This is a genomic window from Ramlibacter montanisoli (genome assembly GCF_013087525.1).
Classification (GTDB): domain Bacteria; phylum Pseudomonadota; class Gammaproteobacteria; order Burkholderiales; family Burkholderiaceae_C; genus Ramlibacter; species Ramlibacter montanisoli.
On the sequence record NZ_JABFCS010000001.1, the window covers coordinates 4021812 to 4042049 of the forward strand.

The window sequence follows — 20238 nt, forward strand, 5'->3', positions numbered from 1 at the left end:
CGGGCGGCTCCGCACGGCTGAAGAATTTTCCGCCGGAGGCTGAAAAACGCCTAGACCAGGCTCTTCTTCAGCCAGTCGGCGAAGGCCGCGCACTCCCAGCGGTCCATGGTGCCGGTGCGCCAGCACAGGTAGTGCGCGTGCGGGCTGGGCACGTTGCGCGGCGACACCCGCTCCAGCGTGCCGTTCTCCAGCCAGGGCTGGCCGAGCTTCAGCCGCACCAGCGCCACGCCCAGGCCCTGCGCCGCCGCGTCGCACATCAGGCCGATGTCGTTGAAGCTGGAGCCTTCCGCGGGCTCGGGCGCATCCACGCCGTGGGCCAGGAACCAGGTGCGCCAGGGCTCCAGCGGGCTCTTGATCAACTTGGCCTGCAGCAGCTCCTCGATGCTGTCGAAGGGCCCGTGCCCGCGCAGGTAGGCGGGTGCGGCCAGCGGCGTGACCTCGTCGGTCATCAGGCACAGGTGCTCGACGTCGGCATAACGCCCGGTGCCGAAGCGGATCATCAGGTCGGCGTCCTCGGCGACCACGTCGAGCAGCGGGATGGACACCTGCAGCGTCAGGTCCACTTCCGGGTAGGCGTCGGTGAAGCCGCGCAGCCGGGGCATCAGCACGGAGCGCGCGAAGGTGGGCGTGACCGCCACCCGCAGCTTGCGCTTGCCGGCGCCGCCGTCGCGCCCCGGGAAGCGGCCCAGTGCCGCCAGGCCTTCCCGCACGTGCGCCAGGTATTCGCTGCCTTCGGTGGTGAGCGAGAAGTCGGCGCGGCCGAACAGCTTGGTGCCCAGGATCTGTTCCAGCTGGCGCACACGGTGGCTCACGGCGCTGGGCGTGACGAACAGCTCGTCGGCCGCCGCCGAGACGGAGCGCAGCCGCGCCAGGGCCTCGAAGGTGAGGAGGCACTGGATGGGCGGGATGCGGGCCGCGCTCACTTCATGCGCCCTACCTGAAGATCACCGTCTTGTGCCCGTTCAGCAGCACCCGGTGCTCGCTGTGCCACTTCACCGCCCGCGCCAGCACCATGCTCTCGGTGTCGCGGCCGGTGGCGGTGAGGTCTTCCACCGTGTAGCCGTGGTCCACGCGCGCCACGTCCTGCTCGATGATCGGGCCTTCGTCGAGGTCCGCCGTCACGTAGTGCGCGGTCGCGCCGATCAGCTTCACGCCGCGGTCGTGCGCCTGGTAGTAGGGCTTGGCGCCCTTGAAGCTGGGAAGGAAGCTGTGGTGGATGTTGATCGCGCGGCCCGAGAGTTTGCGGCACAGGTCGTCCGACAGGATCTGCATGTAGCGCGCCAGCACCACCAGTTCCGCGCCTTCCGATTCGATCACCTCGTACTGGCGCGCCTCGCCCTGCGCCTTGGTGGCGGAGGTGAGCGGGATGTGGTGGAAGGGCACGTTGTAGCTGGCGGCCAGCTGGTAGAACTCGCGGTGGTTGGAGATGATCGCGCGGATGTCCAGCGGCAGCAGCCCGCTCTTCCAGCGGAACAGCAGGTCGTTCAGGCAGTGGCCTTCCTTGCTGACGAAGATGACCGTCTTCATCGGCTGCTCGGAAGCGTGCAGCTTCCACTGCATCTGGAAGCCCTCGGCGAACATCTTCAGCTGCAGCCGCAGGTCGTCGGCCGTGAGCTGCCCGCAGGCGAAGCGCACCCGCATGAAGAACAGCCCGGTGTCGTGGTCGTTGTACTGGGCGGCTTCCTCGATGTTGCCTCCGCGCTCCAGCAGGAAACCCGAGACGGCGTGGACGATCCCGGGGCGGTCCGGGCAGGAGAGGGTCAGGATGTAGGCTTCGGACATAACTTTGCAATTGTCGCAGGCAGCCCGATTGACGCTCCCGCGGGGCTGGGGGCATCATGCTCAGCCATAAGGACCATGATCGGGAGCTTCCATGCGCCGCCGCGACTTCACCGTCACTTCCCTCCTGGCGCTGCCGGCACTCGGCCTGCCGGCCCACGCCCAGATCCTGAAGGACCTGCAGGGGCTCGAGGGCCTGTTCGGCACGCAGCGTCCGCAGGGACAGCCCGGCACCCAGGGTCCGCAGGGCCTGGCCGGCATCAGCGACCTGGACGCCAACCGCGGCCTGAAGACGGCGCTGGAAACCGGCGCGCTGGCCGCCGTGAAGCTGCTCGGTCGCACCGACGGCTTCCTGGCCAATCCGCAGGTCCACATTCCGCTGCCCAAGGCGATGCAGGACGTGGCCAGGCTGCTCAAGACCCTGGGCATGGGCCGGCAGCTGGAGGACTTCGAGGTCTCGATGAACCGCGCGGCGGAACAGGCCGTGCCGATGGCCAAGAACCTGCTGGTGAACGCCGTGCGCAACATGAGCGTGACCGACGCCAAGCAGATCCTGACCGGCGGCGAAACCTCGGTCACCGGCTTCTTCGCGGACAAGACCCGCGAGCCGCTGCACGGCACCTTCATGCCGGTGGTGCACCAGGCCACGGCCAAGGTGGGCGTCGTGGAACAGTACGAGCGCCTGTCCTCCCGCGCGCAGGGCCTGGGGCTGTACCGCCCCGAGGACCCCACGGTGGACCACTACGTCACGCGCAAGGCGCTGGACGGCCTGTACTTCATGATCGGCGAGGAAGAGAAGAAGATCCGCCGCGACCCCATCGGCACCGGCAGCGCCATCCTGCAGAAGGTGTTCGGGGCCTTGCGCTGAGACAAAGGTTTCCCTGAAGGCAGCCGGCGCCGTTCGGCGCAAAATGGGGGTTCGCGAACCAGGAGTTCCCATGGCCTACAACGACTTCAACATGGACAGCCACTGGCTGCCCTTCACGCCCAACCGCCAGTTCCGCAAGGAGCCGCGCGTCTTCACCGGTGCCGACGGCATGGTGTTCACCACGCACGACGGCCGCAAGGTCATCGACGGCATCTCCAGCCTGTGGTGCGTCGGCGCCGGGCACAACCGCAAGCCCATCAACGAGGCGATCAAGAAGCAGCTGGACACGCTGGACTACGCCACGGCGTTCCAGGCCAGCAACGACCAGGCCTTCCTGGCGGCCGAGCGCATCGCGGCGATGGCGCCGGGCGACCTGAACAAGGTGCTGTTCTGCAACTCGGGCTCGGAAGCGGCCGACACCTCGCTGAAGGTGGCGCTGGCCTTCCACCGCGCCCGCGGCGAAGGCCACCGCAACGTCTTCATCGGCCGCGAGCGCGGCTACCACGGCGTCGGCTTCGGCGGCATGAGCGTCGGCGGCATTCCGTCCAACCGCAAGGCCTACGGCACGGCGCTGCTGCCGCGCGTGGACCACATGCGCTTCATCCACGACCCGGCCAATGCCTACATCCACAACCGGGAGCCGGAGTCGCAGGAAGACTTCCTGGCGGAACTGGAAAACCGCATCCTGCCGCTGCACGACCCGAGCAACGTGGCGGCGGTCATCGTGGAGCCGGTGGCCGGTTCCGCGGGCTGGTACCTGCCGCCCAAGGGCTACCTGAAGCGCCTGCGCGAGATCTGCGACAAGCACGGCATCCTGCTGATCTTCGACGAGGTGATCACCGGCTTCGGCCGCATGGGCACCAACTTCGGCGCTGACTACTACGGCGTGGTGCCGGACATGCTGAACTTCGCCAAGGCGGTCACCAACGGCGTGATCCCCATGGGCGGCGTGATCTGCCGCGACAAGATCTACGACCAGATGATGAAGACCGACGCGCCCGAGCACGTCATCGAGTTTTTCCACGGCTACACCTACTCGGGCCACCCGGTGGCCTGCGCCGCGGCGGTCGCGACGCTGGATCTGTACAAGCAGGAGAACCTGTTCCAGCGCGCCGGCGAGATGGGCAAGGTGCTGGGTGACGCCTTCCACTCCACCTTCAAGGGCCTGCCGAACGTGATCGGCATCCGCAGCCTGGGCCTGGCCGCGGCGGTGGAACTGGCGCCGATCGCCGGCAAGCCGGGCAAGCGCGCCTTCGACATTTACCTCGATTGCTTCAAGAAGGGCAGCCTGGTGCGGCCCGCGGGCGACGTGCTGGTGATCGCGCCCGCCTACATCGTGGAGAAGTCGCACATCGACACGCTGGTGAACACGCTGGCGGATTCGGTGAAGGCGAACGCTTAAGCGCACGTTACGGCGCAGCGGAAGAAGGCGGCCCCAGGGCCGCCTTTTCCTTTCTTACATGCCGAGCGGTAACCGCACGTTTTCCTGCGCGCGCAGCGGCGATGTTGGCCTAGAGTGGCGCGATGCACATCAAGGAGTTTTCCACCCGGGTGGTCACGTTCAAGCTGGCCGCCGCCCTGGAGAAATACGAAATGGACCTGCGCGCCCTGGCCGACACCTGGCTGGACGCGGAGCTGTGCCGGCGCCTGCAGGCGGAGTTCGGCGAGCTGCGCATCCTGGGCGCCTCGCTGCCCAGGCTCTCGGTGGCGTGGGTCGCCGTGCTCGTCTCGCGCACGCGGCTGCTGCAGGCGCTGTGCAGCCGGACGGCGTCGGCCGGCGCGGCACTGCACGAACACCTGCTGGCCGTTGATGGCCTGCGCCGGCGCTGCCTGCGCAGCATCGGCGCGCAGAGCGTGGCGCCGGCGTAAAGGGCGGCTTAAAGCGCGGCGCGCGTCAGCGCCGCTCGCCGAAGCGCGCCACGGCACGCTCGCGGGCCTTGGCCGCTTCGGCCTCGCGCGTGCGCGGCTCGGCGTGGGTGACCAGCGAGCGGATCAGGGTCCTGGCCGAGGCCGCGACTTCCTCCACCGCCCGCTCGAAGGCCGCTTCGTTGGCCTTGGACGGCACGTTGAAGCCGCTGAGCTTGCGCACGAACTGCAGGGACGCATCGCGGATCTCGAGCTCGGTCGCGGGCGGGTCGAAATTGAAGAGGGTCTTGATGTTCCGGCACATGGGGCTGCTCTCCGCATCCACGGTTTTCCCCATGGTACGCATGCGCCCCGGCATGTCACACCCGTGAAATCCGACGCATGGAAGATCTCCACGTCGCGCCCGGGAGGCGTGGCAGCTTGCACCAGGAAGGACAGAGTCATGAAAGACGTGAACACGCTGCGGCGCCTGCTCGCGACGAGCGCGGCCCATTTCGGGCTGCCGCGGCCCGCCGGAACGCCGCTGCCGCCGGCCGTCGATCCGCCGGGCGCCTACAACGGCCGCAGGAAGTCCGCCACGCCGATCGCGGCGCCTGCGTCCTCGCTCTCCTCGCTGGCGGCCGTCGGGCCGACCGGTGCCGGCTCGCGCTCGCCGATCTGCTGGCGCCACATGGCGTAGTACAGGCCCTTGAGCTCCACCAGTTCCGCGTGGCTGCCGCTTTCCACGATGCGGCCCTTTTCCAGCACGTAGATGGCGTCCGCGTGCAGCACGGTGGACAGCCGGTGCGCGATCAGCAGCGTGATCTGGGTGCGCCCGGCGGACACCCGGCGCACGGTCTCCGTCACCTGCTGCTCGGTGAGCGAATCGAGCGCGGAGGTGGCCTCGTCGAACACCAGCAGCTCGGGCTCGCGCAGCAGGGCGCGCGCGATCGACAGGCGCTGGCGCTCGCCGCCCGAGAGCTTGGTGCCGCCTTCGCCGATGATGGTGTCCAGGCCATTGGGCAGGCGCGCGAGCAGTGCCGCGCACTGCGCGTGCTGCAGCGCGGCCAGGATCTGGTCGTCCGTCGCATCCGGCCGCACGAACAGCATGTTCTCGCGCACGGTGCCGCCGAACAGCGTGGTTTCCTGCGTCACGTAGCCGACCTGCCGCCGCACCTCGTTGTAGCGCAGCTGCCGAGTGCCGACCTCGTTGAAGTAGACCTCGCCCGACGCGGGGCGGTAAAGGCCCAGGAGCAGCTTGACCAGCGTGGACTTGCCGGAGCCCGAGGGACCGACGAAGGCGATGGTGTCGCCGCGGCGCGCCGAGAAGCTGACGTCGTCGAGCGCGTTCTCCTTGCCGCCGCGGTGGCGGAACACCACGTGCTCGAAGCGCAGCGACTCGACCGGGCCGATGTGCACCGCGTCCTTGGGCCGCTGGTCGATCGGCTTGGCCATCAGCTCGCCGAAGTTGGCCATCGAGGAGCTCGCCTCGCGCCACGCCAGGATGATGGTGCCCAGCTCCTGCAGCGGAGCGAGGATGCCCACCGAGATGAACTGCATGGCGATCAGCTCGCCGGTGGACAGCACGTCGCGGAAGATCAGCCAGAGCAGCGTGAACAGCACCGACAGCTTCAGCAGGCTGAGCGTCGTGCCCTGCAGGAAGCTGAAGCGGATGCGCCGCACCTTGGCCATCTCCAGCTCGAAGATCACCTGCGTCTGCGCCTCCAGCCGGCGGATCTCGCGGAAGGTGAGGCCCAGGCTGCGGATCAGCACCACGTTGCGCAGGCTTTCGGTGATGAAGCCCGCGTTGCGCGTGGTCTCGCGGTTCAGTGCGCGCTGCTGGCCGCGGATCTGCCGGCTCAGGAGCCCGGACAGCCCGCCGATCACCACCAGTCCGACCAGGAACACCGGCACCAGCAGCCAGCTCTTGGTCACCGCGTACCAGAGCAGGAAGCACAGGCCCACCAGCGAGGCGAACAGCACGTTGATGAAGGCGTTGATGAAGCGCTCGGTGTCGCGCCGCACGCGCAGCAGCAGGGACAGCGTCTCGCCGCTGCTCTGGTCCTCGAACTCCTGGTAGCGCAGGCGCAGCGTCTGGCGCAGGCCGTCGTTGAAGATCTGCGTGCCGAAGCGCTGCACCACCATCCGCGTGAGGTAGTCCTGCAGCGCCTTGCAGGCGCGCGAGGCGATGGCGACGGCGACGGCCAGGGCCAGCAGCCGCAATGCGCCACGCACCAGCTCCTCGTCGCTCTTGACGTCGCGCTGGTTGGCGTAGTCGTCCACCAGCCAGCCGAAGATGATGGGGTCCACCAGCGCCAGCACCTGGCTCATGGCCGCCAGCAGCAGCGCCAGTGCCGCCAGCGTGCGCTGCGGCTTCAGGTATTTCCCCAGCAGGTTCATCGCCCGATTCTGCAGGGGCGGCGGGCGTCGCGGGTGCGTCGTCAGCGCTGCGTGCCCAGCTCCAGCTTCAGCGGCACCATCTTCGTCACCTCGCCGCCCACCGCGGCCGGCGGTGTGGCCGCCACGCGGCCGGCGTCGATGCCGGCCTCCGCCAGCGCGCCCGCCATGGCCTGCGCGCGCTGGGTTCCCAGCTGCTGCAGGGCGCCGGCGGGAAGCGGCTGCGCCTGTTCCAGCCGCTGCCGCAGCCCGCGGTAGAAGACCCGCGCATCGGCCACCTGCGGCTCGCCCTGCACGAACTTGATCGCGCGCTGCCACGCCGGCAGGGATGCGGGCGCGGGGCCGCTGGCCGCGGCGCCGGGCGCGGACGCCGTTTCGGCGTCCTTGCGCGCCTGGTCCAGCGCCGCGTCGCCGAAGCGGGCGGCGAACAGCTCGCGCATCGCCTCGCGCACGGAGCGGTCGGCCAGGTCCAGCGGGCCCGGCGCTTCGCCGGGTGCCAGCTTGATGCCCGCGCGCCGCGCGATCTCGGCGCGCACCGCGGCCGCGCGCAGCGCCGCGCTGTCGGCGGCCTCGTGGTAGCCGCCGGGCACGGTCACCTTCAGCTGCGCGCGCTTGGCGAGGATGGTGCCCACCTGCTGAAGCTTCTCGCGCTCGGGCGGCAGCAATCGGGCGCTGCCGGGATCGAATTCGATCGCCTCCAGCTTCTCGCCGGACAGGCCCAGCATCGCGCCCAGGGCACGGAAGGGCGCCGTGACGATCTTGGTGAGCAGGGCGCCGATGGCCTTCCAGATGATGCCGCCGTAGCTGAATTGCGGGTCGCTCATGTCGCCCGACACCGGCAGGCCCAGGTCGATGCGGCCATCGCTGTCCTGCAGGATCGCGATGGCCAGCTCCAGTGGCAGCTTCATCGCGTCCGGGCTGTCCACCCGTTCGCCCAGCGTGAGCTTGTCCAGGATGATCTGGTTCTCGCCCTCCAGCCGGCCGTTGCGCACCTTGTAGCGCAGGTCCAGCGAGATCTTGCCGCCCGAGATGCGGTAGCCGGCGAACTTCATCGAATAGGGCGACACGGGCACCAGGTCCACGTTGCGGAACACCACGCCCACGTCGGTGTTGTCGCGCGGCACGAAGGGGTTGAGCCCGCCGCGCACGCGCGCCAGCCCGAACTCGCCGACGCGGCCGTCCAGCTCGATCTGGCTGCGGCCATCGCGCTGCGTGGACAGCCCGGTGACCACGCCGTTCAGCTCGTGGATCTCGGCGCCGAACTGCGGTCGCAGGCTGCGGTCCTCGAAGTCGAGGTGCGCGTTCAGCAGGCGGATGCGGGGGATGCGCACGGGAAAGGCGTCCTCCGCCTGCGGCGCCGCAGGGACGGCGGCGCTCACCGGCAGCGCGCCGGCCGCGGGTGCGGGTGCGGGCGGCCGCACCAGCAGCCGCGCGGCGTTGAAGCTGCGGTCGTCCTCCAGGATCAGGATCGCCTTGGGCTCGTCGATGCGCAGCTCGGGGATCTCCAGCAGGTCCGGCGCGAGGCCGAGGCTGAATTTCTCCGCCGCGACGCTCTTCCAGCCGAGGAAGGGCTTGCCGTCCTTCTCGTTCAGCGCGAGTCCCGCCAGCTCGAAGGCGCCGTCGTAGCGCACCGGCGCGCTCGCCTTGCCCTTGGCGGTGCCGACCTTCAGCCGCCCTTGCGTGGACACCGTGCCGCCCGCGATGTTCAGGTGCACGTGCTGCGCCAGCAGCGGCTGCAGCGGCCGCAGCGCGAGCTGGCGAGCCTGCAGCGAGGCATCGACGGTTCCGGTGGCGGGCACGACCTTGCCGCGCACGGCGAGCTGGCCGCCTTCGGCCATCCGCAGGCCCGCCTGGAAGGCCACGGGCTGCTGCAGGTCGGAGCCCACGCCCTCGAGCGCGGCGCCCACGTCCAGCAGGCGCATGCGGATGCCGGTGGGCTTGTCCTCGGCCTCGATGTTCCAGCGGGCGAATTCCACGCGCCTGGCGAGCACCCTCCAAGCCGGCCCCGGCTCCGCCACGGGCGCAGGTGCCGGCGTGGCCGCGGTTCCCGCCTGCGGCAGCAAGGCGAGCAGGTCGAGCGAGCCGTCGGCAGCGCGCACCAGCCGCAGCTGGCCCTCGTCGGCGACGATGCGGCCGATGTCGATGCGGCGGGCGGCGAGGTCCACGGCGCCTTCGCTGAAACCGAGGCGCGCCAGCTTGAAGGGCGCGCGCTGCGCCTGCGTCAGGGCCACGCCTTCGAGCGCGAGTGCGGCGTTCGCCACTTTCAGCTGCAGCGCCTGCGGCGTCTGCGCCGCGTGCAGCTGGAACTGCAGGCCGGAGCGCTCGATCGCCAGCGAGACCGGCGGCTGCACGGTTTCGTCCACCGCGTTCAACGCGAACTGCGCCAGTTGCACTTCGGAGATGGCCAGTGTCCACGGCGCGGGAGCTGCGGGCGCCGGCGCGGGCTGCGCTGCGCGCGCCGCCGTCGGCAAGGCCAGCTGTGCCAGGTCGAGTTCGCCCTTCGCGTCGCGCCGCAGGTCGAGCCGGCCGTCCTGCAGGCGCAGCGCCGCCACCGCCACGTCGCGCCGCACCAGGTCGGCCACCACGCCTTCGAGGCGCAGGCTGCCCAGCGCGGCGAACTGGCCGGCCGCGCCATCGCGCGCCAGTGCGAGCTTGTCCACGGCCAGCTTCGCGCCCTCGACCCTGGCTTCGAGCCGGCCGTCGAGATAGGAGACCCGGTAGGGCAGCGTGGCCGCCATCCGGCCCTCGGCCACCTGCAGCCGCGTGAAGGCCTTCAGGTAGGGTTGGTAGGACGACAGGTCCATGTTCTCCAGCGTGACCTGGCCGGTGGCGCGGATCGGGTTGAGCGAGGCCTCGCCCTGCCAGCGCAGCCGGCCGCCGGTGGACCATTGCGCCGTGAAGACGTGCTTGTCCCGGTCCTCGGGCAGGGTGCTCAGGCGCTCGATGTCGAAGGCGATGGGCGAGAGCACCGCGGCATGCCCGGCCTGCCGGTCGTCCATGTCGACGCGCCCCTGCGCCAGGGCCAGCCGCTCGACCACCAGGCGCGGCAGCCCGGCGTCCGGCGGGCCGGGCTCGCGCTGCAGGGTGGCCAGCAGGCGCGCGAAATTCAGCTGGCCATCCGGGGCGATCACCAGGTTCACCCGCGGTGCGCCTATGTGCACTTCCTCGAAGCTCCAGGCGCGGCGCACGATCGAACGCCATTGCATGCGCAGGCGCAGCTCGCCGACGGACAGCAGCGGCGCGCCGTCGGTTTCCGCCAGCCGCAGGCCCTGCACGTGCAGGCGCAGCGTGAAGGGGTTGAAGCGCACCTCGTCCACCGCGGCCTGCCGCTGCAGTTCCGAAGCGGCCAGGCGGGGCAGCTGCGAGCGCAGCAGCCAGGGCAGGCCGAAGAAGCCGGCCAGCGCATACGCGAGGACGACGCCAGCCACGATCAGGGCGATCCGGCGCCAGTGCAGAGTCATGCGTGCAGGATAGGCTTCGCCGGCTGTTGCGTACATGAGATGTTTCAACGCGTGGAAGAACGGCGGCGCGCCCGCCCGGCGGTCCGCGGCAGCCGACACATCTCTTTACGACACATTGTGAAGGCGGTCGGCGGCGCGCATGATGAGCCTGGCAGGCGCGCTTCGCGCCCTACAGGGACAGGAGGAGGAAGATGCAGATCAGCGACTTGATCGCCCGCACCGGCGGGATCGATTCCATTGCCCGCGAACTGGGCATCCCGCAGGAGCAGGCCGCGTCCGGGGCCGAAGCCCTGCTGCCCGCCATCTCGGCGGTTTCCAGAAGACCGCGCAGGCGCAGGGCGGCGCCGGCGGCCTGGGTGACCTGCTCGGGCAACTGGGCGGCGGCGGCCTGCTGGAGCAGGTGCTGGCGCCGCAGCCCACCGACGTGAGCCAGGGCGACGCCGTGCTCGGGGAGATCTTCGGCTCGCGCGACGTGAGCCGCACGGTGGCGCAGAGCGCATCGGCGCAGTCGGGGCTGGATCCGTCCCTGCTGAAGAAGATGCTGCCCCTGCTCGCCATGGTGGTGGGCGGGCTGATGTCCAAGCAGGGTGGCGCGGCGACCCCGGCGCCGGCCGGCGGCGGCGGTCTCGGCGGCATCCTGGGCAGCGTGTTCGGAGGGGGCGGCCAGGCGCCGTCCGCTGGCGGGCTCGGTGGACTGGGTGGCCTCGGCAGCCTGCTCGACGCGAACGGCGACGGCAACGCGCTGGACGACATCCTGCGCATGGCCGGCAAGGCCGTGCGCTAGCCCGGCGCGGAAGCGGCCGAGGAAAGCGGCCCGCTCACGCGGGCTTCTTCCTGCCGTCCATTTCCTTCTTGAGCTCGGCGCAGTAGTCGCGCCCGGTGTCCTGCGCCGGCAGCACCACCGCCGTCGCGCGCAGGCGCTGCGGCAGGTGCACCGGCACGCCCAGCTCCGGCAGCACGTGGCCGCGCCCGGCGATCAGCACCACCTGCTTGCCCGGCTGGCTGGCCCCTGAGATGGTCTGCGCCATCGCGAAGTCGCGCGCCACCTGCACGCGCACCATCGGCGTGACCTGGTGCTCCGGCAGCATGTCGCAATGGCCGGTGCGGATGTTCTGCTGGTGCCGCTGGATCGAGGACGCCGGCAGCAGCGCGTCCAGCGTGACGTCGCCCATGGCCTTGCGCATCTCGTCGCGCGGCAGGTTGGCCCCCATCACGGGCACGCCGGCCCGCACCGCGGCCATGATGGCGGGCGCGTAGCGTTCCCACTGCCAGCCGCTGCCTGCGCGGTTCCAGTTCAGCGCCTTGCGCACTTCTTCCTCGCTGGCCGTGGGCGGCAGGCCCGCGGTGCTGTGGCCGCGTTCGGCCATCTCCAGCGTGACTGCCGTGAGCGTGCCGCGCTCGGCGAGCGTGTCCACCCACTTCTTCTGCATGCGAGGGTGGTCCTTCGCGTCGTGCTGTTCGCCGATCAGGACGGCGTCGACTCCGGAGACATCGGGCACGGGCGGCAGGGTGCTGCAACCGGCGAGCAGCAGGGCGGCGACGGCGAAGTGAAAGCGCATGCACCGATACTAAGCGCTCCGCGCCGGCGCCCGGGGACGCGCGCCGTCACGTATCTCCCATGTCGCTTCGCTTCTTCCTGCGGGCTTCGGCCACGCTGTTGCTGGCCCTGGCCGCCGCCCTGCTGTGCGTGTGGCTGCGCACGCCGCTGCCCTGGATGATCGGTCCGCTGCTGGCCACGTCCATCGTTTCGGTGCTGGGCGCGCCCACGCGCAGCTGGCCGCCACTGCGCAACGCGGCGCAGTGGCTGATCGGCACCGCCCTGGGCCTGTACTTCACGCCGCAGGTCACTGGCCTGGTGGCCAGCCTGTGGTGGGCCATCCTGCTGGCGATCGCCTGGGCGCTGGGGCTGGGCTGGGGCTTCGGTCGCTTCCTCCATGCGCGGCATGCGCAGCGCATCGGCGGCAGCGAGCGCGCGCAGTGGGCGACGACCTATTTCGCGGGCGCGATCGGCGGCGCCTCGGAGATGACGCTGCTGGCCGAGCGCGAGCGGGGCCGCAGCGACCTGGTGGCGGCGGCGCACAGCGTGCGCCTGGTGATCGTCACGCTGGTGATCCCCTTCGCCTTCCAGTACTCCGGCCTGCACGGCCTCGATCCCTCGCTGCCCGGTGCGCGCACGGTGCAACCGGCAGGGCTGGCGCTGCTGCTGGCGGCGACGGCCGCCGGCGGCTGGCTGATGGTGCGCACCGGGCGCGCGAATCCCTGGTTCATGGGCGCGCTGATCGCCGCCATGGGCGTGACCATGGCCGGCCAGGAACTTTCCGCCATGCCGACGCCGCTGACCAATGCGGCCCAGTTGCTGATCGGCGTGAGCCTGGGGGTGCGTTTCCAGCGCCAGTTCCTGCATGCGGCGCCGCGCTGGCTGCTGGACGTGGCCCTGGGAACGGTGGGCATGATCCTGCTGTGCGCCGGCTTCGCCTTCCTGCTGGCCTGGGGAACCCGGCTGCATCCGGCGACGCTCATCCTGGGGACTTCGCCGGGCGGTATTGCCGAGATGGCCATCACGGCCAAGGTGCTTCAGCTGGGGGTGCCGGTGGTGACCGCTTTCCAGGTCTGCCGGCTGGTGGCGGTGCTCGTCCTGGTGGAGCCGCTCTTTCGCTGGGTCGGGCCGGGCAAGGCCGGCCCGCCAGCCTGATGGCCGGTCAGTGGATGACCAGCGGGTTCTGGGCCAGCTCGGCGTAGCCGTCCAGCGTCGCTTCGACTTCTTCCTGGGTCGGGGTGTTCAGCTGCCAGGCGTTGATCTGGCGCTGGAAGGCGTCCGCCCACATGCCGTCGAGGTAGACCTCCTTGTTCGACCGCTTGTCCACGATCTCGAACCCGTGCCGCACGATCTGGGGTGCGCCTCGCCCTCCGCAGGCTCGTTGGCCTGCAGGTGCACCACCACGAAAGAATCGGAGTCATAAAGCATTTGCATGATCTATTCCTTTTGCCTCTAGCTGGCTGCGATGGGCTCCGAATCAAGTGTGGCACTCAAACGTGTGCACCGCAGGCACCGGCCGGATTGGCCATGTCCCCAATCTAGGTGGGGGAGCGTTCAGGACCTGTCGGTTGAAGCCCAGCGCTGATCGACCGAGCCACCGTCCGGGTTTGTCAGACGCAGGCGCACGGGGGCGTAATCCTTGCCGGGAGCCAGCCAGAGCTCCACCTTCTGGTCGAACTCCTTGCGCGGCAGCCTTTCCAGCTTGAGGGCGCGCACGCGGCCGCCCGGGAGGTCGAGGTCCTCCTCGGAAACGACCCGGAAGATCCAGTCTTCCGCCTCGCGCGTGCTGGCGGTCGGGATCGCGATCTGGGTGCCCGGGCCGAAGCGCGCGGGTTCGCCGGCCGCCAGCATGGACAGCTGGACGACGACCGACAGGCGGTCCTGCATGCCGGGCGCGAGCGGCGCATCGGGCCGGTTGTTGCTGAAGGTCACCCTTCGGCGCGTGCGGTCGAAGTGCGTGGCCTGCTCCCCGCGCGACTTGTCCGAGAAGCGGCCGGGGGCCAGTCCTCCTCGGTGATCTCGCCCACGCTGTGCTGCACCCGATCGCGCACGCCCGGGGCGGACAGCGAGAGCTTCAGGTCGTATTGCTGGCCGTTGTGCCACCAGTCCAGCCGCGCCTCGCCGCCCAGGCTGAAGCCGCGGGTGCGCACCGTGACCTCGTAGCGCATGACGGAAGGTTGCGGCACGCCGATGACCTTGGGCACGAAGGGGGTGGCGGCGGTCGCCGGCGCCGCGTCGCTCGCGGCAAGGGCCGGTGGCGCGGCGGCCGCTGGCGATTCGGCGGGAACTGGGGCCGCGGCGGCTTGCGGCGTCTCGGCTTCCTTCTTCGGGGCGGGCGCCGGCGGCGCCTTGCGTGCCACGGCGGCCGGCGGCGGCTGCACGGGCGGCGCGGGGCTGGCCTCGGCTTGCGCGCGCGGCGGCGCGACGCTGATGGTGCGGGTGGTGAAGGTCTGCACCCAGCGATCGCGCGTCGGCGTCCAGGCGCGCCAGCCGCCCTGCAGCAGCGCCAGGTGGGCGGCGAGCACCAGCCCGGCGAGCGGCCACAGCCGCCGCCACAGGGGCGCCGGCGCCTTGTTCATCCGCGGTGGCCCAGGTCGGAGGACAGCTGCGCGGCGGCCGCCCGCAGCGGCCTTTCCACCGCGCCGCCCCACTCGGCGTCGAAGGTGCCGGCCGGGCCCAGCGCCACCATGCCCAGCGCCATGTGGCCGTCGGAATCGAACACCGGCACGCAGAAGCCGACGATGCCGGGCAGCAGCGTGTCCACCACGCGCGAGGCGCCGCGCTGGCGCACCGCGTCGAGCAGGGCGCGCGCTTCCGTCAGGGTGCCGGGCAGGTCGGTGCGGCCCTGCTTCTGCCCGCGCGCGATCTCCTCCTTCAGCATCGGCGTGATCGCTTCCTTGGGCGCATGCGCCGCGAAGCACAGGCCGGTGGCGGAGGTGAGCAGAGGCATCACGTCGCCCAGCCGCAGGTTCACAGTGACGGCGGAAGGCGACTCTTCCCAGTGCACGATGGTGGGCCCGTGGTTGCCCCACACGGCCAGCGCGAGGGTGTGGCCGATCTCCTCCATCAGCAAGGCGATGCGTTCGCGCGCCAGCTTCACGGCGTCCAGCCGCGAGAGCGAGGCCAGCCCGAGCTTCAGTGCGGCGGGCCCGAGGTCGTAGCGCGTGCTGGCCGCGTCCTGCACCACCAGCTGCAGGCGCTGGAAGCTCACGAGGTAGCGGTGCGCCTTGGCGGCGCTCATGTTGGCGGCGCGCGCCAGGTCGCGCAGCATCAAGGGCCCGGCGGCATCGCCCAGCACCTGCAGCAGGCCGAATCCCACTTCCACCGACTGGATTCCGGCGCGTTCCTTCATGCGCCGGACCTTCCGATAGAATTACGATTAGGTAAATTCATTTCACGATGCGTAATGGTCCGCGCGGACTCTAGCGCATCCGGATTCCGGGGTCCATCGATGAAATTGGCAACGTACAGGGACGGCTCGCGCGACGGGCAACTGGTGGTGGTGTCGCGCGACCTGCAGTCGGCGCATTATGCGACCGGCATCGCCGGCCGGCTGCAGCAGGTGCTGGACGACTGGAACTTCCTCGCCCCGCAATTGCAGGACCTGTACGAGACGCTGAACAACGGCAAGGCGCGCCATGCCTTCCCCTTCGACCCGCGGCAGTGCATGGCGCCGCTGCCGCGCGCCTACCAGTGGGCCGACGGCTCCGCCTACATCAACCACGTGGAGCTGGTGCGCGCGGCGCGCAATGCCGAAGTGCCGAAAAGCTTTTACGAGGACCCGCTGATGTACCAGGGCGGCAGCGACGACTTCCTGGGCCCGACCGAGGATGCGAAGTTCCTCAGCGAGGATTGGGGCATCGACTTCGAGGCGGAAGTGGCAGTGGTCACCGGCGACGTGCCCATGGGCGCGTCGCCCGACCAGGCCCTCGACGGCGTGCGGCTGGTCATGATCGCCAACGACTGGAGCCTGCGCAACCTGATCCCCAACGAGCTGGCCAAGGGCTTCGGCTTCTTCCAGAGCAAGCCGGCGACCGCCTTCGGCCCGGTGGCCGTGACGCCGGACGAACTGGGCGAGGCCTGGGACGGCGGGCGCATCCACCTGGTGCTGCAAAGCAGCTGGAACGGCCGCAAGGTCGGCATGTGCGAGGCCGGCCCCGACATGACCTTCCACTTCGGCCAGCTGATCGCGCACATCTGCAAGACGCGCAACGTGCGCGCCGGCTCCATCGTCGGCTCCGGCACGGTCAGCAACAAGGGCGTGGAGGGCGCCGGCGGCAAGACCGAGTGGCCCAAGGGCTACAGCTGCATCGCCGAGAAGCGCGCGATCGAGACCCTCCAGGACGGCAAGCCCTCCACCGAGTTCATGCGCTTCGGCGACACGATCCGCATCGAGATGAAGGGCAAGGACGGGCAGAGCGTGTTCGGGGTGATCGAGCAGAAGGTCGTCGGGCCCGCGTGATGCGGGGCCGTCGGGCGCCGACCCTTGCTGCCGAGTTGGCCGTGGCCCGGCATCGGCCTTGCCCCGTGTGACTGATTGCAAGTCCCTTGCCAATCTGCTAAATATCACCTCGACGCGGAGCGCGCGCCCGCCGGCGCCCGACTCCTGGCAGGAGGGATTCCATGGAGCCATCCGGCTACCTCGGCAGGCTCGGTTCCGAAGGGAGCCCGGCCTTCCACGCAGGCTGGTGGCGCCGCAGCGCGGCGCGGCCGGATGCCGCAAGCGCTAGGCCGTTCGACCTTCTGCGCTGGTTCTCCATCGCCAGCCTGTTGGCGCTGCTTCCCTTGGCTGCCGCCACGGGAGCGCTGATTTCGCATTTCGTGGCCGAGCAGATGCTGCGCCGGGATGCACTGCTGACCGCGCAATTCCTGCAGAACAGCATCCTCGTGGAGTCGGCGGGGATCGGCGGCTTCAGCGTGCTGCCCTATCTGGATGCCCGGGTCGCGCTCCCGGGCATGGAGGCCGACGCGGTGGCTCGTGCCCGCAGCGAGGTCTTCAAGCACCTGGAGCTCATTCCGGACGCGCTGCTGACCAACGTGTACGCACGCGACCGCATGATCATCTGGTCCACCAGCAAGAATCTGGTCGGCACCTTTTCGACCGACGACAGCGAACTGGACGAAGCCTTCGGCGGGCTCGTGGATGTGGCGCGGCATTTCTACAGCCACGAGATCTCCGTCCGGCATGACACGCAGTTCCGCATGCCTCCCAAGGAGTTCTTCGTCGAGAACTACGTGCCGCTGCGGGACGGGCGCGGCCAGGTGGTGGCCGTGGTGGAGGTCTACAAGGAGCCCGGCGGGACGATGGCCGCGATCCGCGCGGGGCAGGTCCTGGTATGGGCCACGACGATGGCGGGCGGCATCCTGGTGTACGTGGCCTTCTTCGCCATCGTCCGGCGGGGCAGCCGCCTGGTGCGACAGCAGCAGCGGCAGTTGGTCGACGCGGAGTCACAGCTGTTCGCCGGCGAGCTGGCGACCGCGCTCGCCCACAGCCTGCGCAACCCGCTGTCCGGCATGCGCAACAGCGCGGAGCTGGCGCTGTGCAGCGAGGACATCCTGGTGCGCAAGAATGCCCAGGACATCATCACCCAGGTGGATTTCCTGTCGCAATGGATCCGCGAGCTGCTGCTGTACTCGCGGCCGCTCAGCGGTGAGACGGAACCGGTGGACCTGCAGGCTGTCCTGCACAGCGTGCTGGCCTCGTTCGGACCCACCTTCGAGCGCCTCGGCATCCGCGTCGTCTGGGAACGAGAGGACGTCCGCCGCGTCCTGGCGCGAGGCAATACCGCGCTGGCGCGGCAGGCGATCCACAGCGTCATCTCGAACGCCCTGGAGGCCATGGCTGCCGGCGGCGAGATGAGGATCGAGCTGCGCGAGACCGGTGACCGGTCCGGCGTGGACCTCACCATCAGCGACACGGGCGTGGGCATGTCGGCGCAGCAGCTGGCATCGGCCTTCCGGCCGTTCCACACGAGCAAGCCGAACGGCCTGGGTGTCGGTCTGCCCATGCTGCGGCGCGCCATGGAGCGATTCGGGGGTCGGTCACGCTGTCGAGCGTGGAGAACGCCGGCACGCGGGTGCGCCTGCATTTTCGAAGCCAGGAGACGACATGAACCGGTCCATTCTGGTGGTCGAGCACGACGCGATCCAGGCGAGCAGCATCGCGGCCTATCTCGCCCGCAACGGCTGGGAGGTCCAGACTTGCGGCAGCGCGGAGGAGGCGCTGGCCGCGTGGGACGCCTTGCACCCGGACGCCGTGGTGACCGACCAGCGCCTGCCGCGGATGTGCGGGATCGAGATGATGCAGAAGCTGCGGGAGTCGGACCCCAAGCTGAAGTGCATCGTCATGACCGGCGACGACAGCGCGCAGACGGCCGTGCAGGCCATGAAGGCCGGGGCCTGCGACTACGTGGTCAAGCCCGTGGTGCTGGCGGAGCTGCACTTGTTGCTCGAACGCGCGATCGGCACGGCACGCATGGAACAGGCCCTGCAGTTCCACCAGGAGCGCCAGGCCCATGGTGCCGGGGTGGCCTCGCTGATCGGCGAGTCCCCCGCCATGAAAGAGCTCAAGGCGACCCTCGCCCGCCTGCTGGAGGCCGAGCGCCGCATCGACGATGGCGACCTGCCGACCGTCCTGATCACGGGGAGACCGGCACGGGCAAGGAGCTGGTCGCACGCTCGCTGCATTTCGACGGCGCCCGCAGCCGGGGACCGTTCGTGGAGATCAACTGCGCCTCGATCCCCTCGGACCTGCTGGAGTCGGAGCTGTTCGGGCATGAAAAGGGCGCGTTCACCGACGCGAAGGAACGCCGCACCGGCCTGGTCGAGGCGGCCGACGGCGGGACCCTGTTCCTGGACGAGATCGGCGAGATCGAACCGCCGCTGCAGGCCAAGCTGCTGAAGTTGCTGGAGGAGAAGACCATCCGGCGGATCGGCGCAGTGAAGGAGCGCAAGGTCAACCTGCGCATCGTCAGCGCGACCAACCGCGACCTCGAGGCCATGGTGCGGGAGGGCCGTTTCCGCAGCGACCTGTTCTTCCGCCTGCGCATCGTTTCCATCGTCGTGCCCGCCCTGCGCGCCCGCGGCGGCGACATCCTGCTGCTGGCGCAGCACTTCCTCGCCGCGCACGGTCGGCGCTGCGGCAAACCGGCCCTGCGCTTCAGCGAAGAGGCCGAACGCGCCCTGGCGCAATACTTCTGGCCGGGCAACGTGCGCGAGCTGCGCAACATGCTGCAGCAGACCGTGCTGCTGGCGCAGGGCGACCTGGTGACCCCGTGTGCCAGCTGGCCCTGTGCACCGGCCTGGCGCCCGCGCCGTCCGCAGGCGGAGCGCAGGACGCCAGGAGCAGGGTGGCCGCCGCGGCTTCGCCGCGGAATCCGGTGGCGCTGCAGGACGAGGATCGCACGGCCGTCGTCGGCACCTTGGAGCGCACCGGATGGAACGTGACGAAATCGGCGCGGCTGCTGGGCCTGTCGCGCGACATGATGCGCTACCGCATCGAGAAGCTGGGCCTGTCGCGCCCGCCGGAGGAATCCGGCGGCGAGCTGCGGGGCATGTAGGGCGGACGCCCGCGGGCCTCGATGCATCGGGGGCCGGGGGCGCCGGCAGGCCCCCACGAACGGGGAATCACCCCCGAAGCTGGGGAAGCCGGCCCGCTGGCGCGGGCGGTCACCGGCCTGGCACGGGCCGCACTTGCCAGCGCCGGCAGCCCGTGCGCCCGCGCACGCGATCGGGGTACGGATCCTGCTCTTGTCCGGGCCGGCGCAGTTTCGCGCTGTTTCCGCACAGGAGATGCCCATGCTTGCAAGGAGACACTTTCTCGGTTTCGCCGGAGGAACCGGTGCCGGGATGCTGTGGCCCGCGGCGCTGCTGCCCCGGGGGCCAGGGCGCAGTCGGCGCCGTTGCTGGACCCGATGAAGCAGCCGCGTTTCAGCAACCCACTGCCCAACCCGCTCGCGCCGGACCGTGTCTTCCGGCCCACCGGGATCGACCCCGCCACCGGGATGCCGCTGTTCGACATCCACGTCAAGCAGATCCGGCACGACGCCGGCCTGATCGACCCGGCCAGCGGAAAGCGGCTGCGCCACCGGGCCTGGGGCTACGGGACGGCGCTGCAGCCCGCGATCTGCCCGGGCTACTCCTTCGACCTGCGCCAGGGACAGCCGGTGAAGGTCCGCTTCTCCAACGAGCTGTATGGCGTCACGTATCCGCCTGCCGTGCCCGTGGACCAGACCATCCACTGGGCCGATCCCCTCAACGGCGGCAATCCCCCAACCGACCCTATACCGGGCCGGTGCCGCTGGTCGCGCATCAGCACGGCGGCGACACCCATTTCCTGAGCGACGGCCTGC

General features: G+C 70.2%; 19 protein-coding genes and 4 pseudogenes. 13 read left to right on the forward strand and 10 right to left on the reverse strand.

The window, feature by feature from the left end:
* Nucleotides 1-50: 50 nt before the first annotated feature.
* Nucleotides 51-923 carry a LysR substrate-binding domain-containing protein gene (locus HK415_RS19865; RefSeq protein WP_171562247.1) on the reverse strand — a complete coding sequence of 291 codons (873 nt, stop codon included), beginning with the start codon at nucleotides 921-923 and terminating at the stop codon, nucleotides 51-53.
* Nucleotides 924-933: 10 nt separating this feature from the next.
* A complete protein-coding gene (purU, locus tag HK415_RS19870) occupies nucleotides 934-1782 on the reverse strand; it encodes a formyltetrahydrofolate deformylase (protein WP_171562256.1) in 849 nt (282 codons plus the stop codon).
* Between the two features lie 91 nt (nucleotides 1783-1873).
* Between purU and HK415_RS19875 the strand changes: the two genes are divergently transcribed.
* From HK415_RS19875 to HK415_RS19885, 3 genes are all read left to right on the forward strand, one after another.
* The gene (locus HK415_RS19875) at nucleotides 1874-2647 is read left to right on the forward strand and encodes a DUF4197 domain-containing protein (protein WP_171562258.1); all 774 of its coding nucleotides are present in this window, start codon (nucleotides 1874-1876) and stop codon (nucleotides 2645-2647) included.
* Nucleotides 2648-2717: 70 nt separating this feature from the next.
* On the forward strand, nucleotides 2718-4049 hold the full coding sequence (gene aptA / locus HK415_RS19880; protein ID WP_171562260.1) for an omega-aminotransferase AptA: 1332 nt from the start codon (nucleotides 2718-2720) through the stop codon (nucleotides 4047-4049).
* Between the two features lie 122 nt (nucleotides 4050-4171).
* Nucleotides 4172-4516 carry a hypothetical protein gene (locus tag HK415_RS19885; protein WP_171562262.1) on the forward strand — a complete coding sequence of 115 codons (345 nt, stop codon included), beginning with the start codon at nucleotides 4172-4174 and terminating at the stop codon, nucleotides 4514-4516.
* 25 nt (nucleotides 4517-4541) lie between these two features.
* On the opposite strand, the gene HK415_RS19890 is transcribed toward HK415_RS19885, so the two are convergent.
* The 3 genes from HK415_RS19890 to HK415_RS19900 all read right to left on the reverse strand — a co-directional run bounded on the left by HK415_RS19890 (nucleotide 4542) and on the right by HK415_RS19900 (nucleotide 10350).
* The gene (locus HK415_RS19890; protein ID WP_171563568.1) at nucleotides 4542-4817 is read right to left on the reverse strand and encodes a DUF2277 domain-containing protein; all 276 of its coding nucleotides are present in this window, start codon (nucleotides 4815-4817) and stop codon (nucleotides 4542-4544) included.
* Between the two features lie 248 nt (nucleotides 4818-5065).
* Entirely contained in the window at nucleotides 5066-6892 is a 1827-nt protein-coding gene (locus tag HK415_RS19895) for an ABC transporter ATP-binding protein (RefSeq protein WP_171562265.1), read from the reverse strand.
* A 41-nt stretch (nucleotides 6893-6933) separates the two neighbouring features.
* Complete coding sequence (locus HK415_RS19900; protein WP_171562267.1) at nucleotides 6934-10350, reverse strand: DUF748 domain-containing protein; 3417 nt, start codon at nucleotides 10348-10350, stop codon at nucleotides 6934-6936.
* A 191-nt stretch (nucleotides 10351-10541) separates the two neighbouring features.
* Between HK415_RS19900 and HK415_RS24075 the strand changes: the two genes are divergently transcribed.
* Complete coding sequence (locus tag HK415_RS24075; RefSeq protein ID WP_216369835.1) at nucleotides 10542-10778, forward strand: hypothetical protein; 237 nt, start codon at nucleotides 10542-10544, stop codon at nucleotides 10776-10778.
* Nucleotides 10712-11134: a DUF937 domain-containing protein gene (locus HK415_RS24080; RefSeq protein ID WP_253262334.1), complete on the forward strand. Its 423-nt coding sequence runs from the start codon at nucleotides 10712-10714 to the stop codon at nucleotides 11132-11134. Before HK415_RS24075 ends, HK415_RS24080 begins: the two co-directional genes overlap by 67 nt.
* 34 nt (nucleotides 11135-11168) lie before the next feature.
* Here the strand turns inward: HK415_RS24080 and HK415_RS19910 are convergent, their stop codons facing one another.
* Complete coding sequence (locus tag HK415_RS19910; RefSeq protein WP_171562269.1) at nucleotides 11169-11909, reverse strand: ChaN family lipoprotein; 741 nt, start codon at nucleotides 11907-11909, stop codon at nucleotides 11169-11171.
* A gap of 59 nt (nucleotides 11910-11968) precedes the next feature.
* On the opposite strand from HK415_RS19910, the gene HK415_RS19915 reads away from it, so the two are divergent.
* The gene (locus tag HK415_RS19915; protein ID WP_171562271.1) at nucleotides 11969-13042 is read left to right on the forward strand and encodes an AbrB family transcriptional regulator; all 1074 of its coding nucleotides are present in this window, start codon (nucleotides 11969-11971) and stop codon (nucleotides 13040-13042) included.
* A gap of 7 nt (nucleotides 13043-13049) precedes the next feature.
* On the opposite strand, the pseudogene HK415_RS19920 reads toward HK415_RS19915, so the two are convergent.
* From HK415_RS19920 to HK415_RS19930, 4 genes and pseudogenes are all read right to left on the reverse strand, one after another.
* Nucleotides 13050-13321: pseudogene (locus tag HK415_RS19920) on the reverse strand (BTH_I0359 family protein).
* A 120-nt stretch (nucleotides 13322-13441) separates the two neighbouring features.
* Nucleotides 13442-13891, reverse strand: coding sequence for a DUF3108 domain-containing protein (locus tag HK415_RS19925; protein ID WP_253262335.1), 450 nt, complete (start codon nucleotides 13889-13891; stop codon nucleotides 13442-13444).
* Nucleotides 13816-14466, reverse strand: a complete 651-nt coding sequence (locus tag HK415_RS25575) for a hypothetical protein (protein WP_253262377.1) — start codon at nucleotides 14464-14466, stop codon at nucleotides 13816-13818. The genes HK415_RS19925 and HK415_RS25575 overlap by 76 nt, the downstream gene beginning before the upstream one ends.
* Nucleotides 14463-15239, reverse strand: coding sequence for an IclR family transcriptional regulator (locus tag HK415_RS19930; RefSeq protein WP_171562274.1), 777 nt, complete (start codon nucleotides 15237-15239; stop codon nucleotides 14463-14465). The genes HK415_RS25575 and HK415_RS19930 overlap by 4 nt, the downstream gene beginning before the upstream one ends.
* 99 nt (nucleotides 15240-15338) lie before the next feature.
* On the opposite strand from HK415_RS19930, the gene HK415_RS19935 reads away from it, so the two are divergent.
* From HK415_RS19935 to HK415_RS25595, 7 genes and pseudogenes are all read left to right on the forward strand, one after another.
* Nucleotides 15339-16349 (forward strand): fumarylacetoacetate hydrolase family protein, encoded by a 1011-nt coding sequence (locus HK415_RS19935; protein WP_171562276.1) that lies wholly within the window; start codon nucleotides 15339-15341, stop codon nucleotides 16347-16349.
* Between the two features lie 887 nt (nucleotides 16350-17236).
* A pseudogene (locus tag HK415_RS25580) lies at nucleotides 17237-17971 on the forward strand (sensor histidine kinase); the annotation flags it as partial.
* A gap of 25 nt (nucleotides 17972-17996) precedes the next feature.
* Nucleotides 17997-18275 (forward strand): annotated as a pseudogene (locus HK415_RS25585) (response regulator); the annotation flags it as partial.
* 311 nt (nucleotides 18276-18586) lie between these two features.
* Nucleotides 18587-18901, forward strand: a pseudogene (locus tag HK415_RS27475) (sigma-54 factor interaction domain-containing protein); the annotation flags it as partial.
* Complete coding sequence (locus HK415_RS27480; RefSeq protein WP_444965410.1) at nucleotides 18887-19333, forward strand: AAA-type ATPase lid domain-containing protein; 447 nt, start codon at nucleotides 18887-18889, stop codon at nucleotides 19331-19333. The pseudogene HK415_RS27475 and the gene HK415_RS27480, both read left to right, overlap by 15 nt.
* Complete coding sequence (locus HK415_RS24090; protein ID WP_309246768.1) at nucleotides 19330-19446, forward strand: hypothetical protein; 117 nt, start codon at nucleotides 19330-19332, stop codon at nucleotides 19444-19446. The genes HK415_RS27480 and HK415_RS24090 overlap by 4 nt, the downstream gene beginning before the upstream one ends.
* A gap of 354 nt (nucleotides 19447-19800) precedes the next feature.
* Nucleotides 19801-20226, forward strand: coding sequence for a hypothetical protein (locus tag HK415_RS25595; RefSeq protein WP_253261962.1), 426 nt, complete (start codon nucleotides 19801-19803; stop codon nucleotides 20224-20226).
* The last annotated feature ends 12 nt before the right edge of the window (nucleotides 20227-20238 follow it).

Excerpts from the sequence above, each read along its gene's own strand:
- purU (WP_171562256.1), bottom strand. The coding sequence starts at position 1,782 with ATGTCCGAAGCCTACATCCTGACCCTCTCCTGCCCGGACCGCCCCGGG.
- HK415_RS19875 (WP_171562258.1), top strand. The coding sequence starts at position 1,874 with ATGCGCCGCCGCGACTTCACCGTCACTTCCCTCCTGGCGCTGCCGGCA.
- aptA (WP_171562260.1), top strand. The coding sequence starts at position 2,718 with ATGGCCTACAACGACTTCAACATGGACAGCCACTGGCTGCCCTTCACG.
- HK415_RS19885 (WP_171562262.1), top strand. The coding sequence starts at position 4,172 with ATGCACATCAAGGAGTTTTCCACCCGGGTGGTCACGTTCAAGCTGGCC.
- HK415_RS19890 (WP_171563568.1), bottom strand. The coding sequence starts at position 4,817 with ATGTGCCGGAACATCAAGACCCTCTTCAATTTCGACCCGCCCGCGACC.
- HK415_RS19895 (WP_171562265.1), bottom strand. The coding sequence starts at position 6,892 with ATGAACCTGCTGGGGAAATACCTGAAGCCGCAGCGCACGCTGGCGGCA.
- HK415_RS19900 (WP_171562267.1), bottom strand. The coding sequence starts at position 10,350 with ATGACTCTGCACTGGCGCCGGATCGCCCTGATCGTGGCTGGCGTCGTC.
- HK415_RS24075 (WP_216369835.1), top strand. The coding sequence starts at position 10,542 with ATGCAGATCAGCGACTTGATCGCCCGCACCGGCGGGATCGATTCCATT.
- HK415_RS19910 (WP_171562269.1), bottom strand. The coding sequence starts at position 11,909 with ATGCGCTTTCACTTCGCCGTCGCCGCCCTGCTGCTCGCCGGTTGCAGC.
- HK415_RS19915 (WP_171562271.1), top strand. The coding sequence starts at position 11,969 with ATGTCGCTTCGCTTCTTCCTGCGGGCTTCGGCCACGCTGTTGCTGGCC.
- HK415_RS25575 (WP_253262377.1), bottom strand. The coding sequence starts at position 14,466 with ATGAACAAGGCGCCGGCGCCCCTGTGGCGGCGGCTGTGGCCGCTCGCC.
- HK415_RS19930 (WP_171562274.1), bottom strand. The coding sequence starts at position 15,239 with ATGAAGGAACGCGCCGGAATCCAGTCGGTGGAAGTGGGATTCGGCCTG.
- HK415_RS19935 (WP_171562276.1), top strand. The coding sequence starts at position 15,339 with ATGAAATTGGCAACGTACAGGGACGGCTCGCGCGACGGGCAACTGGTG.
- HK415_RS27480 (WP_444965410.1), top strand. The coding sequence starts at position 18,887 with ATGGTGCGGGAGGGCCGTTTCCGCAGCGACCTGTTCTTCCGCCTGCGC.
- HK415_RS25595 (WP_253261962.1), top strand. The coding sequence starts at position 19,801 with ATGAAGCAGCCGCGTTTCAGCAACCCACTGCCCAACCCGCTCGCGCCG.